This is a genomic window from Bifidobacterium sp. JNUCC 75, from assembly GCF_054819865.1.
The window spans coordinates 945349-958359 of the sequence record NZ_JBTHIF010000001.1; the positions used below are offsets into that span (position 1 = coordinate 945349).

At 60.8% G+C, this 13011-nt stretch carries 12 protein-coding genes; 3 read left to right on the top strand and 9 right to left on the bottom strand.

Translation table 11 applies throughout. The features are described from left to right. Positions 1-114: 114 nt before the first annotated feature. The 9 genes from recR to ACVWNW_RS04035 all read right to left on the bottom strand — a co-directional run bounded on the left by recR (position 115) and on the right by ACVWNW_RS04035 (position 8294). Positions 115-717, bottom strand: a complete 603-nt coding sequence (gene recR, locus ACVWNW_RS03995; RefSeq protein WP_046323913.1) for a recombination mediator RecR — start codon at positions 715-717, stop codon at positions 115-117. Continuing rightward, the gene (gene dnaX / locus ACVWNW_RS04000) at positions 717-3644 is read right to left on the bottom strand and encodes a DNA polymerase III subunit gamma/tau (protein ID WP_454483157.1); all 2928 of its coding nucleotides are present in this window, start codon (positions 3642-3644) and stop codon (positions 717-719) included. The genes recR and dnaX overlap by 1 nt, the downstream gene beginning before the upstream one ends. A gap of 70 nt (positions 3645-3714) precedes the next feature. Then, positions 3715-4110, bottom strand: coding sequence for an Rv3654c family TadE-like protein (locus ACVWNW_RS04005; RefSeq protein WP_110425887.1), 396 nt, complete (start codon positions 4108-4110; stop codon positions 3715-3717). 3 nt (positions 4111-4113) lie between these two features. Next, complete coding sequence (locus ACVWNW_RS04010) at positions 4114-4491, bottom strand: TadE/TadG family type IV pilus assembly protein (RefSeq protein ID WP_198229748.1); 378 nt, start codon at positions 4489-4491, stop codon at positions 4114-4116. Beyond that, positions 4478-4792 carry a DUF4244 domain-containing protein gene (locus tag ACVWNW_RS04015; protein ID WP_461196320.1) on the bottom strand — a complete coding sequence of 105 codons (315 nt, stop codon included), beginning with the start codon at positions 4790-4792 and terminating at the stop codon, positions 4478-4480. Before ACVWNW_RS04015 ends, ACVWNW_RS04010 begins: the two co-directional genes overlap by 14 nt. 252 nt (positions 4793-5044) lie before the next feature. Further along, positions 5045-5587 (bottom strand): type II secretion system F family protein, encoded by a 543-nt coding sequence (locus ACVWNW_RS04020; RefSeq protein WP_198229750.1) that lies wholly within the window; start codon positions 5585-5587, stop codon positions 5045-5047. After that, on the bottom strand, positions 5578-6207 hold the full coding sequence (locus ACVWNW_RS04025) for a Flp pilus assembly protein TadB (RefSeq protein ID WP_461196321.1): 630 nt from the start codon (positions 6205-6207) through the stop codon (positions 5578-5580). The genes ACVWNW_RS04020 and ACVWNW_RS04025 overlap by 10 nt, the downstream gene beginning before the upstream one ends. A gap of 45 nt (positions 6208-6252) precedes the next feature. Further along, complete coding sequence (locus tag ACVWNW_RS04030) at positions 6253-7341, bottom strand: CpaF family protein (RefSeq protein ID WP_198229752.1); 1089 nt, start codon at positions 7339-7341, stop codon at positions 6253-6255. Beyond that, complete coding sequence (locus ACVWNW_RS04035; RefSeq protein WP_198229753.1) at positions 7338-8294, bottom strand: CpaE-like family protein; 957 nt, start codon at positions 8292-8294, stop codon at positions 7338-7340. Before ACVWNW_RS04035 ends, ACVWNW_RS04030 begins: the two co-directional genes overlap by 4 nt. A gap of 593 nt (positions 8295-8887) precedes the next feature. Here ACVWNW_RS04035 and ACVWNW_RS04040 point away from each other — a divergent pair. The 3 genes from ACVWNW_RS04040 (at position 8888) to ACVWNW_RS04050 (ending at position 12984) form a co-directional block, all read left to right on the top strand. After that, complete coding sequence (locus tag ACVWNW_RS04040; RefSeq protein WP_110425893.1) at positions 8888-11134, top strand: RNA degradosome polyphosphate kinase; 2247 nt, start codon at positions 8888-8890, stop codon at positions 11132-11134. Between the two features lie 61 nt (positions 11135-11195). After that, entirely contained in the window at positions 11196-12275 is a 1080-nt protein-coding gene (locus tag ACVWNW_RS04045; RefSeq protein WP_198191252.1) for an NUDIX hydrolase, read from the top strand. A gap of 13 nt (positions 12276-12288) precedes the next feature. Next, positions 12289-12984 carry a thymidine phosphorylase gene (locus tag ACVWNW_RS04050; protein ID WP_181415198.1) on the top strand — a complete coding sequence of 232 codons (696 nt, stop codon included), beginning with the start codon at positions 12289-12291 and terminating at the stop codon, positions 12982-12984. Positions 12985-13011 lie beyond the last annotated feature (27 nt).

The following is a 13011-nucleotide window of genomic DNA, read 5'->3' on the forward strand; positions in this document are numbered from 1 at the left end:
GCAACATGTTGATTACATGGATTATACGAACGACACCGTTCTATCAGACCCCCTCCACCAATATGCGAAACAATGACGGCAACCGGGGAAGCCGTGAATCAGTGACTACGTGCCTTACAGATCCCGACGGCCGGAAATCGCCCGGCCGAGGGTGATCTCGTCAGCATATTCCAGATCACTACCGACAGGCAGGCCGCTGGCCAGCCTGGTGACCCGAAGATCTAGAGGACCCAGCAGCCGTCCCAGGTAGGTGGTGGTTGCCTCGCCTTCAATGTTGGGATCAAGGGCCAGCATGACCTCCTTGACCTGATCCGTGCCCAACCGCTTCAAGAGCTCGGGAATGCGCAGATCACCAGGCCCGACGTTGGACATGGGGTCGATGGCCCCACCCAGCACATGATATAAACCCCGGTATTCTCCGGTACGCTCGATGCTCATGACATCCTTGGGCTCTTCGACTACGCAGATGATGCTACGGTCACGACGTGGATCCTGGCAGATGGGACATGGACTGGTCTCGCAAACATTGCCACAGATCTCGCAAAACCGAACCTTCTCCTTGGCGGTAACAATGGCATCAGCCAGGTCCTGAGCACTGCGCCGATCGGCTCCCAGAATATAGAAGGCGATACGCTGCGCCCCCTTGGGGCCAATGCCCGGCAGCTGGGCAAAAGCATCAATCAGCTCTTGAATGGCTCCATCATAGGTAGCAGCCATCATTCACCTCCCTGTCGCTGCGCCTGTTCCTGCCGGCGCTTTTGGACGTTAATCGGATTCTGGGGGTCGTCAGCAGCAAAATCCTCCACCTTAGTCACGTCAAACATTTTGGTCAGTTCATCCTGGTTCATGGCATTGTCCGCCCCGAGCCGGGCATCGTCCATGGAATAGACATCGTCCTCGGGATCCACGGAAGGCCCCGAATCCTGGGAGGCAGCCACAGCGGATGAAGCATCCTGACCGAGACCACTGGAGGCCGAGCTAGCGAAGCCTGCTGGCATCCTCCTGTCCTCAGATCCGGATGCCTTTGTCATTGCTCGGGAATCATCCGAGCCGCCTGCGGTACCCGAACCGCGATCGTCGCTCTGCATATCCGGCGAGGTTGGGATGCCAGTCGCCATGGTCCCTTCGTCAGCAACCGATCCGGTCCCCAATGTCGGAGCCGAGGTTGCACCCGAGGCGCTTCCCTGACCCGACGAATCAACCGATTTCGAAACTCCAGGCCCGTGGTCTGAAGCTTCATGGCTTTGACTGTTGGAGGACTCCGTAGAAACTGCAGCGGTGATTCCGGAATCGGGCAGGGCCCAAGGATCCGTGTCATCGCTCATGTCCGGCAGAGCAACTTTTTTGGACTCGTGGTCTTTCTGAATAGTGGTCCCGTCGCTGCCATCACCAGGCTGCCGGGTCTTTTGCGGCGCATGAGTCGCTGGAATGGGGTGAGCCCAGGGATCGTCGTCCGGCAACACCGTTGAAGCGGTTGAGCCGAAGCCTGCAGCCGGCAACGGTTCCGGAGACGAATGGACCGGGCCGCCGACCGGGTGGTGAGCGTCGTCGGAGTTTCCGTCGCCTGCAGCTTCTCCAGAGGTGGACCTTCCGTCCGACGTCGATGCTCCGGTCTCACCCTGGTGACCCGCCGAGGCCGTCATCTCCCTAGGGGCATGCCCTTGCTCCGTGGCCGCATGAGGCATGACCGCCGCTCCAAGGTTCATGGTGGCCAAGCCAGCCCGAGCCAGAGCCACCTCCTTCTTGACCTCTGCCCGACGCTGGGGGGACATCTTGTTGACGGACTCTACCGTCTCGCCGTTAGCAGCCGTCCCTGATGGGGCGATCATAGTGTCCTGCCCGAACTCCTGGCGAGCGCGAACCATGACAATACGTGGAACTTTGGTCTCCCCGTCAACCGACTGCGCAGCCACGGCCATGGCGAAGGCATGCTGGCTGAGTGGACGGTCGAAGGTCATAGACAGTCGTTTGCGGCCGGAGGGGTCTGCTTTCATGTCCACGGCAGGCACCCGGTCCCGCACCACATATTGGCGGACCTCCTCCGGCAGGGCAGCCACCAGAGCATCCCAGCGCTTATTCAGCTCTGTGCCGGTTGGAATCTCTGTTCCCTGTCCTCGCGTAGCCTCCGGTTGTACAGACTGCGGCGGTTCCGTAGACCGGGCAGGCCCGGAAGGATTGGTTGATTCGGTCTGCCCAGTTGGCGAGGAAGGGGCTTGCTTGCGCTCGGGTTGGGCAGAGCCTGAGCCGGAATGGGTGGGCAGTCCTTCGCCCTTTTGCCGTCCGCCAGCAGAGGAATCGGAATGAGAGCCTGCCATCCTCTGCGGCCCGGCAAAGGAGACAGGCGCTGCTGCAGACGATGATCCTGCTCTGCCAGGTTGTTCAGAGCGATCAGCCTCGTCAGCACGCCCAGACCGGGATGCTCTGGCCGGCCGACCGTTCTGCTGTGATCTGTCAGCGCCGATGAACCCGCTACGGGCGGGTGCCGGGGCCATGCCACCGGCGGAAGTTGCCCCTGGGGCCGGTGCCTGCTCCATAGGCTCGCAACCAATTGCCAGTAGCCTGGCAGCCAGCAGCTCCAAGCGCATCCTGGGCGAGGTGGCTCCGTTCATACCCGCCAGTGCATCATTGATGATGTCAGCCATTCTGGTCAGGACCTGCAGATCCAGAGCATTCGCCTGCCGATGCAGATCAGCCACCTGGTCGTCGTCGGCGTCCTCGCTCAGCACGCTCTCAGCACGCTCTCCCGCCAGTTTGAGAACCAGCAGGTCGCGGACATGGGCTAGCAGATCCTCAACGAAGCGCTGAGGCTCGAACCCGCCGACGACCACCTTTTGAATGACCCCGTAGAGGCCAGCCCCATCGTGGGCGATCAACGCATCCACAGCTTCGCTGATGAGTGCGGCAGGAGTGAACCCCAGCAGCGCTACAGCCGCATCATAGGTAATGGTGTGCTCGTCAGCGCCTACCATGAGCTGGTCCAGCACGGAAAGAGTGTCGCGCACCGATCCGCCTCCAGCCCGCATGGCCAGCTTGAGCACACCAGGCTCGGCCTTGATGTTCTCCTTTTCACAAATGCCCTCCAAGTAAGGCCCCATGACTTCCTGGGGCACCAGACGGAAGGGGTAATGGTGGGTGCGGGAACGGATGGTGCCGATCACTTTCTCCGGCTCTGTGGTGGCGAAGATGAACATAACATGTTCCGGCGGCTCCTCGACGATCTTCAGCAGGGCATTGAATCCTTGCTGGGTGACCATATGAGCCTCGTCCAAAATGAAGATCTTGTAGCGGTCACGCACAGGGGCGAAACCTGCCCGCTCCCTAAGCTCCCTAGCATCGTCGACCCCATTGTGGCTGGCGGCGTCAATCTCCACCACATCGATGGAACCGGGGCCTCCTGTGGCCAGATCCCTGCAGCTGTCGCATTCGCCACAGGGATGGCTGGTCGGCCCCTTGGCGCAGTTGACGCAGCGGGCGAAAATCCTGGCACTGCTGGTTTTTCCGCATCCCCTGGGACCGGAGAAGAGGTAGGCGTGGGTCAGCCGGTTCTCATCCAGAGCTCGGGTGAGAGGGACCGTGACCTGCTTCTGACCGATTATGCCGTCAAAAGTGTCAGGCCGATACCGCCGATAGAGTGCTAGTGCCATGGTTCAAGGCTATCCATTTCTTTAGACACGCTCGCTTACCTTCCTAAGGCTTTCGCCCCGCTTCCTTCCCTCATCCACAGGGCTCGGGGCCTGCCCGGGCAGACTGGACCAAACGGGGCATCATCGGGACTCCGGTGTCTACGCCTACCGAGACCCTCACATCACCTCCATCCACCTGACAATCCGTCAGGACGCCACGGTTGAGACGGGCGACCCGGGAGGCCAGATTACATGGCTGAGCCTGTCCTTCGTCCAGGGCAGAAGCTGCAGCAAGAGCCGAAACATCGGCACCGGTACGTGCACGCGTCCGGCAGATCATGAGATTGCCCAGAAGCGCCGCCAGAACCAGACCCAGGCCGACCAGAGTCATCAGCATGATGCCCAGAACCGTGCCGGAACCCGGATCCGAACCCCTTATCCATGAACCGGAACGCTTCAGGCGCGTCTTTCTGGCATGTCCAGGCATGACTCATTCCTCCCAGATGGCCACGGCAATGCCATGGACCTGTGCAGGCAGCACGCCCATTGGGCCGGCAACCACTGGACATGACACACTGACTGTCGTCTGTCCGGCTGATGGGCTCAGCCTCACCTGGGCATGCGGCCCAGCCATCCGGTGCACCAACTCTTGGGAATCGCTCTTGCCGCGAGTGATGATCAGGTCTCTGGCAGCCGCGTTGGCCGCATCCTGACAGACCATGCCAATCCTGATCGTCTGGGTCAGCGTTAGCAGTATGAGAGCCAGGACCATGACAGCAGGAAGAATGATGGCGAACTCGGCCGTTACCGTGCCATTATCGGATTGCCACCCTCGTCTCCGTCCATACCGTCTTTCAGCCGACGGCACTGAGCGCCTTCTTCACCAGCCCCATCAGCAAAGTGCGTGTGGAAGGGGATTTGACAATTGCCAGCAATACACCGGCCAGCGTAGCGGCCGCCACCATGATCACGGCGTATTCAGCAGTGATGGCCCCGGATTCAGGCCTAGCCAGAACCACGCTCAGCCGCACATGCAGGGCACGCACTCCAGAATCCATAGCCTGGCTGATGCGGACGTACAAAGCCGTCATGAACCGGTTGGAACGTTGCCTTATTCTTTGCAACCATTGTGATCCGGCACTTGCAGCAGACCATGTCGTAGCCGACACCAATTGGCCTCCTGCCTGCCTTGTCTGCAGATGGAAGACCGTTGCAACCTCTTGTGGATATGTCATCGTTCTCACCTTTGTCTTTCCTCGTCTTCCCCACCCCGGCGAATAGCCATTCCTCAAAGAATCGGCATCCGATATCTTTCACTGTGCCCGTTCCAGCACGTCTCTGTCGCCTTGTCGGATGCATGTGGACGAGTGGACCTGCATCGGCAACCTGTGGACAACTGTGCCCGTGAGAGCTCCACACCATCAGGACATCCCACCCGCAAAGGCCGCAATGCAAGGGATGACTCCGATCAGCACGAAGGCCGGCAGAATACACAGCCCGGTCGGCACCAGCAGCCTGACCGCGATCGTCGCCGTGGTCTGGGCCAGCGCGCTGCGGGCATGGTGATCCAGTTGACGGATGGTTGTCTCGATACGCGTCAGAGGCGATGATCCCAAACGCCAGGACGGCTCCAAACAGTCAGCCAGGACCTGCATGAACTGCCCGTAATCAGAATCGCCGATCGCCCCCGACCAGGACAGATCCCATCCGTTACCGCGTTCGAGCAGGTGAGCCACTTGAACCATCCGAAGCCCGTAAGGGCCTGGCAACAGCCCGCCAATAACCCCCAGAGCTCTGGGCAGAGAAGCCCCCTGACGAACAGCGACCCCCAGCAAGGCTAATACCAGGCTCAAAGGCGGAGTTGATACCTGCTCATCGGCTAATCGCTCACCAAAGCCGTCGAATTCCATGAGCAGAAAGGCCAGTATGGTCGACACAGCGGCAATCAGCGGTTTCAAATCCATAGATCCTCCCTGCCCAGCTCGTTCATCAGCTGATGTATCCAAACCAGACCAACAACATAGAAGGCCGCTCCAAGAATCAGACATATGGTTCCCGGGCCCGGGCGACATAGGAAGGTCAACGGTCGCGCACCCATGAACTCTCCCATGATGATTGTCAACACCGGCAAGGTCGACAGGAGCCGGATCGTGGCCCTGGGCACAGCAAAGGCTTTTTCCCGGGCCTCATCCAGCGCCGCCCGCCGCCTCTGCATAACCGCCACGGTCCGCAGTCCATCAGAAGCCCGGCAACCCATGATGGCGCTGAGCCCATAACAGGCCATCAGAGCCTGGGCCATAATTGTCAGAGTCGGCCCCCGTTCCTGAGGCAGGCATCGGTTCTCCAACATGGCCATGACACGTTCCCGCGTGACCTCTTGGGTGGCGAACCGCCGCCCGGATGCCTCCTCGAAAGCCTCTATCAGACCGCCTCCATTGTCGACAAAGGCAAGCAGGGAAGTGATCAGCACCGCCAGGCCGGGCCGATCCGACTGTGCAGAGGGCTTGACTGACATGGCCTTGAGCCTTGCGGCCACGTCGCCTCTATGCGGAAGCAGGGCCAAACAGGCAACAGACGTTATCATCGCAGCCAACCAAGCTGCAGTCTCGCCATTCATAATCCACCTCAACTACGCAGCGTTCGCCGAGGCGCTGGTCACAATGCCCCACCGCCTGGCAAATTTCGACCAGGCCGTTCCATATGTAGCTGCACCTCGGCCCGGCCAGGTACAGACAGCCTCCCCCAAAAGCCGACCGTCAACGGTCGTCGTCAGTCGGCCAATCTGAGCGATATGTCTATGACCACCGGTTCGTTCCAGGTGGATAACAACGTCAAATGCCCCTTGAGCTAGAGCCGCCAAGGCCCTCGGCTCCAGCCCCGCCAGCAACCCCAAGGCCGCCAACCTGGCAGGAACGCGTTCTACATTGTCGGCATGCAGAGTGGCCATGCCACCCCGATGACCAGAATTGAAAGCTCGCAGCAGATCCGCTATCTCCTCTCCCCGGCATTCACCCAGAATGATCCGATCGGGCCGCATGCGCAGTGTGGCCTTAACCAAATCGACTAGCCCCACACCCCCTGCCCCTTCAATGTTGGATTCTCTGGCAGCCAGGGAAACCAAGTTCCTATGACCGGCAATACGGCCCAGCTCACGGACTTCCTCTACGACAACCAGCCGCTGCTCCTGTGGACACATGCCCAGCAGGGCCCGTAGAAGTGTGGTCTTGCCGGCACCCGTGCCACCAGTCACCAGAATGGTCGCCCGATTGACCACTAGCGCCCGAAGGATAAAGAGCCAACTGACGGGACACAGCCCGCCAGCAACCAGCTTTTCCAGACCGGGCGGGTTTCTGTTGGGCAGTCTGATGGAAATGGCAGCGCCTTCGGGAACGAGCGGGGCCAGCACGGCGTGAACCCTGATCCCCTCCCTGCTGGAGGCATCGGCCATGGGCCGAGCATCATCCAGGCGACGTCCCAGCTGAGCGCATAACTGCACAGCAAAGTCCCTTACTGCCCGAGGGCCTGCAAACCCAGGCCGAAGCAGAACCTCCTCCATGCCCGCACCTCGGTCGATCCAGACATCGCCCTGTCCGGTCACTGCGATGTCAGTCACAGCAGGATCGCTCACCAACCCATCCAAGTACCCGAAAGTGGGCGGCTGGGCGAAATCATCATCAGAGAATGAACCTTCGATGCTTTCCCCGCTTCTCTCGATCATTGGACAGCCTTAGACCGAGTCAGTTCGCGAGAAGAGACCCGCTCTTCCCTTCTTTCGCCGACGATCATTCCTGCAATCCGCTCCACCAGGGGATGAAGAGCCCGAGCGTAAGCACGCGGCACCCGTTCCAGACCACGTCCATCCAAGACGGATGCAGACAGTTTCGGTTGCGGATTGAGAACCACGTCCACCGATCGGCCCAGAAACTCTTCCGCCTGCTCCGGGTCGACGCCATGACTGACCCGGTGCTGAGTGGGCATCATCCCAATCAGAGCCATGGGGGGCCTACACGAAATCAATGGACCGTCTTGAGCTTGGTCGCCCGCACCTCTGCGGCTGTTCAGAGCATGGAGCAGTGCCTTCGCCCGTGCAAGGCCCAGCACGGTCATATCCACCATCAACAACGAAGGCAGACCCTTCAGCGAGCGCAGATTACCCAGACCACGGCCCCGACCGGCATCGATCACCAGGAGATCAGCAAATCCAGCCATTGCGTTGACAGCTGCATCCACGTCCCACCAACCCTGTGACGGAGCACTCCAAGGATCGTTGCTGAGCAACGGGATGCCATCCCAGACCGGCAGCTCTTCACGGAGGGCCTGAGGATCCACCCGGCCCAGGGGAGCACGGATTCCTCCCAACCGCATACCAGGCGCCCCCTCGATGCCGACCAAGACATCCATCCCTCCGCCGTCCAGGTCCAGATCCACCAGAGCGCATGACAGGACCGTGTCCCGAAGCTGCTTGGCCATCAAAGCTGTCATGGTTGTCAGCCCAATGCCTCCTGAGGCGGAAAGAAAGACCAATCCGGCCACAGCGGACCCATATTTGGCCTCCGGGTCGCTCCGCCCGATGCCGGTATCCTCGCCCGCCCCCCTGCCTGGTTGGTGCTCCGAGGACAACCCGACCGATTTAAAGGAGTGCAGAGTCCTTTCAGGCTCCCACCCTTTCATGCAGTCTTTTATAACTTTCGGCCGTCTGCCTATGCTCATTCCAGTCATGGCTACCAGTACATCCGCCCTCTGGCATCAGCACCAGTCCCCGGAGCTGATGTGGTCGAATGACCTCATGTCTCCACACCGCTTCGCCCTCTTTGTGTATAAATGCATCAAGACCGCGACACGCCTGAAATTGCAGTGTTTTTGAGTCCAAGTCCATGAAATGCCACAGATGATCACACGGAAGCAACAGATTCCTCCAAACCTGGTATATTTGGCCTGCCTCAATGCACGCAATCGCACAAAAGACCAAGTCGGCAGCCTTCCCCCGCCCCAGCCGATGGACAGGCTTGCCATCGGCCTCAAAACTGGCATAATAGCTTATACAAGGACGGTTCAAGAGCACGGAAGCCCACAAAGTGTATGGCCACTAGGACCGATACGTTGGACGGGTGTATAAGACTTGACCGTTGCAACGATGATGTTGTGCAGAGATTCCATCTGGACCGACCTTGTGGGAACGGCCTCCTGCGGGGGGCCGTTCCTATTTATCCACAAGCTTTATCAATGATTGCAGAGGACGGCACCTGCGAATAGAGTGCTATGGTATGGTTCAGAAATTTGACGCACCCTCCAAGGCCTTGCTACGGAGCCAGATTGCGGAGCATATTGCCGAGACCGATGGCCAGGCACGGCATGTATCCAAGCACTCGGATCACCCGGTCTCGCCCTTGCCTGAGGACCGCTATTTCGACCGGGAACTGAGCTGGCTCAAGTTCAACAAACGCGTACTTGAGCTGGCCGAGGATGAGAGCGTGCCCCTGCTGGAGCGCGCCAACTTCGCCGCCATCTTCGCCAGCAATCTCGATGAGTTCTTCATGGTCCGCGTGGCGGGTCTGAAGCGTCGCGTAGACACCGGCATCGCTGTAACGGCTGCCAGCGGGATGAGCCCCCGTCAGCAGCTGAGGGCCATCTCCGAGCAGGCCCACAAGCTTCAGGATGAGCATGCCCACTATGTAATCGACCACATCCTGCCGGATCTGGCCGCCGAAAGCATCATCCTGCTGAGCTGGACACAACTGAGCAGCCAGGAGCAGGAACGGCTCACCAACTTCTTCCGGAACCAGGTCTTCCCGGTCCTGACCCCGCTGGCCGTCGACCCGGCCCATCCCTTCCCCTATATCTCAGGCAACTCACTGAACCTGGCGGTCCTGGTGGAGAACCCCACCTCGGGCAAGACCCACTTCGCCCGCGTTAAGATTCCCGACAATCTCTCACGTCTGATTCCTGTGGACGATCTGACCGACGAAGAGGGCAAGGAGGAGCGCTACGGGTTCATCACCATGGAGAATCTGATCATCGCCCACCTGGAATACCTCTTCCCCGGCATGATCATCAAGGAGGCCCGCTCCTTCCGCGTCACCCGCAATGAGGATATTGACGTCGAGGAGGATGACGCAGAGAACCTGCTCAACGCCATGGAGAAGGAGCTTCTGCAGCGAAGGTTCGGACCGCCCATCCGCCTGGAGATTTCCGACTCCGCCTCTCCCTTCCTCTCCCAGCTGCTGGCCAGCAAGCTGCGAGTCAACCAGGAAGAAGTCTATCGGCTGCCTGCTCCCTTGGACTGGACGGTCCTGTTCGAGTTGCAGTCCATCGACCGGGCCGACCTCAAGTTCCGCCCCTTCATTCCCACCACCAACCGGCAGATCGCCGAAGTGGAATCCAGCCAGGCCCAGGACATCTTCGCCGCCATCCGTGAGCATGACATCCTCCTCCACCACCCCTATGACTCCTTCTCCACCTCGGTTCAGGCCTTCCTGGAGCAAGCGGCGGCCGATCCGCGAGTGCTGGCCATCAAGCAGACCCTCTACCGGACCTCAGGCAACTCGCCCATCATCAATGCCCTGGTGGATGCCGCGCACGCCGGCAAGCAGGTCCTGGCCCTGGTCGAGATCAAGGCCCGGTTTGACGAGGAGGCCAACATCGCCTGGGCTCGCCAGCTGGAACGGGCCGGCGTCCATGTGGTCTACGGAATCGTGGGGCTGAAGACCCACTGCAAACTTTCTCTGGTGGTTCGTCAGGAGCAGGACGGCCTACGTCGTTACTGCCACGTGGGCACCGGCAACTACAACCCAAAGACCGCCCGCCAGTATACCGACCTGGGTCTGCTCACCTGCGATCCAGTAGTGGGACAAGACCTGACCAGGCTCTTCAATCAGCTGTCAGGCTATGCGCCCAAGTCCTCCTTCCACCGCCTGCTGGTAGCCCCACGCACGGTCCGCTCCGGGCTCCTGCAACGGATCGCCCGCGAGGAAGAGACCGCCTTGAACGGCAAGCCCGCGTGGATACGAATCAAGGTCAACTCCTTGGTGGATGAAAAGATCATCGACGCTCTCTACCGGGCCAGCCAGGCCGGAGTTCGCATAGACATCGTGGAGCGTGGCATCTGTGCCCTGAAGCCAGGCGTGCCCGGGCTGAGCGAGAATATCCGAGTCCACTCCATCCTGGGACGGTTCCTGGAGCACAGCCGCATCTTCGCCTTCGCCAACTCTCAGGGCCCCCAGATCGGCGAGGGTCCCTTGGCCGGGCCAGAAGTCTGGATAGGCTCTGCTGACCTGATGCACCGCAACCTGGACCGCCGTGTGGAAGCGCTGGTTCGCATCACCGCACCCGAGCAGGTGCAGGGTCTGATCGACTACGTGGATCTGCAGATGGCCGATACCACCAGCTCCTGGCACATGCAGCCTGACGGCACTTACGTGCGCCATAGCCGGGATGATCAGGGCCGGCCTCTGGTCGACTCGCAGGAGTACCTGATCGACCGTCACTCCCGAACCCCCAGGGCCAGGCGATGATGATACGCCTCCAAGCCGGCAGGCCCGCCGCAGAGGCGGACGATCGGGATGGCATCCGGCCATGAGCAGGACGGTTGAGGCAGCCGGAGCCATCCTCTACCGGTGGCGCACAACCTTCCAGGGATGGATGAAATTCAGCGACGACGGCCGAGCAGCCCCAGGAAGCAGCCCCCGATCCGACCTTGATGAGCTGGAGCTTTGCCTGGTCCATCGCCCCAAGTACGACGACTGGAGCTGGCCCAAGGGCAAGCTGGAGAATCGTGAGACCCACATGCGGGCGGCTGTGCGCGAGGTCGGCGAGGAGACAGGCTGTCTTGTCCGGCTGGGGCCGTACCTGGGGGATGCCGAATATCCCCTGAACAACGAGGGCCGACGCCGGGGCGGCAAGGGCGGCAGACTCAAACATATCTGCTACTGGATGGCTACTCCGACCGATTCGGAACACGCCGCCGGTCAGGGCGCACTGCTGGGACCCATCCACCGGCCTGATTCCAGGGAAGTCGACCAGATGCGATGGGTTGGAGCCTCCGAAGCCCGCAAACTATTGACCCACCCCAGCGACAGAACCATACTGGATGCCTTTGTGGACCGGGTGGAGCAGGGCGGTATCCGGGCTCGTCAGTTGATCATCGTCCGCCACGGTAAGGCAGTGTCCCGAAAGGAATGGACAGGCAAGGACGCGAATCGTCCCCTGACCCCCAAGGGCGCCGGCACCTGCTACGCCCTGGCTCGGGAGCTGGCCTGCTTTGCTCCCGACCGCCTCCTGTCCTCCCCCTGGATCCGCTGTGTGCAGACACTGCGTCCCTACGCCGACGAGGTAGGCCTGCCCATAGAGATGGTGGCCTGCCTGACGGAGTCCTCCTATCACCGACACCCAGACCAGGCCCACAACTGGCTGGACGGGCAGATGGCCGACCTGCTGAAAGGTAACAGAACCATCATGATCTGCATGCATCGACCTGTCCTGGGAGGAGTCTTCGAGAAGCTGCGTGGGCTATGCTCCAGCGGATCGCTGTCCAAACGGCTGCCAGACGACTCCCCCTTCATGCCCACCGGCAACGCTGTCGTCCTCAGTTTGACCGGCGACCCCAATCATCCGACCATCATCGACATACAGAAGGTGACTCCCATTGTCTACTGACAGCAACTCCAGAATCGGCTCATCCTCAATCCGCTCCTCCCGTACGGGATTCGTGGCCTCTGGTACCGGAGCATCCCGGCCCTCACGCCCTGGCCAGCTGGATCCAGCCATCGCTGACCAGCTCTCCGGAGGCATGGATCCGCAGCAGATCAGCGAGATGAGCCATGTATCAGCAGCCTCCCTGCTGGACCGGGTCCACCACAGCGCCGACCCGGCCATCGTAAAACGGGTTCTGACCCTGGTAGACCGTGAGGGTGTGGATGTCGTGGCCGAGCTCTGGAGTGACAGCGACCCCGACTCTCTGCCCGGCATTCTTTGGCGCCTCTACATGCTTCGCAGCTGGATGCGTCGGGACGCTGATGGAATCAGTCGTCTCTGGAGGCTGGGCGAACCCACCGACACCGCTGCATCAGCAATCGCCGGCGTGGACCAAGCCCCGGAGGCCGACGACATCATCCGAACCGCCGACTCCATCCTCTCCGGAGCTTTCACGGGCGACTTCGCCATAGCCCTGGAACGGGCCGGAGCCTTCTGCGACGTGATCGCCCGCGGCATCAAGACCACCATCCGGGACGCCCAGAGCCGGCAGCTGGACGGTCAGGAGGCCAAGGAGGTCGACGCAGCACAGCGCACCGTCAACTCCCTCAATCAGACGGCACGTGACTTCATGAGGGGCGCATCACTCTGGCGGCGAGGACGGCTGGAGTAGGTTCCGCCACCCTTTCAAGCCGGAAGC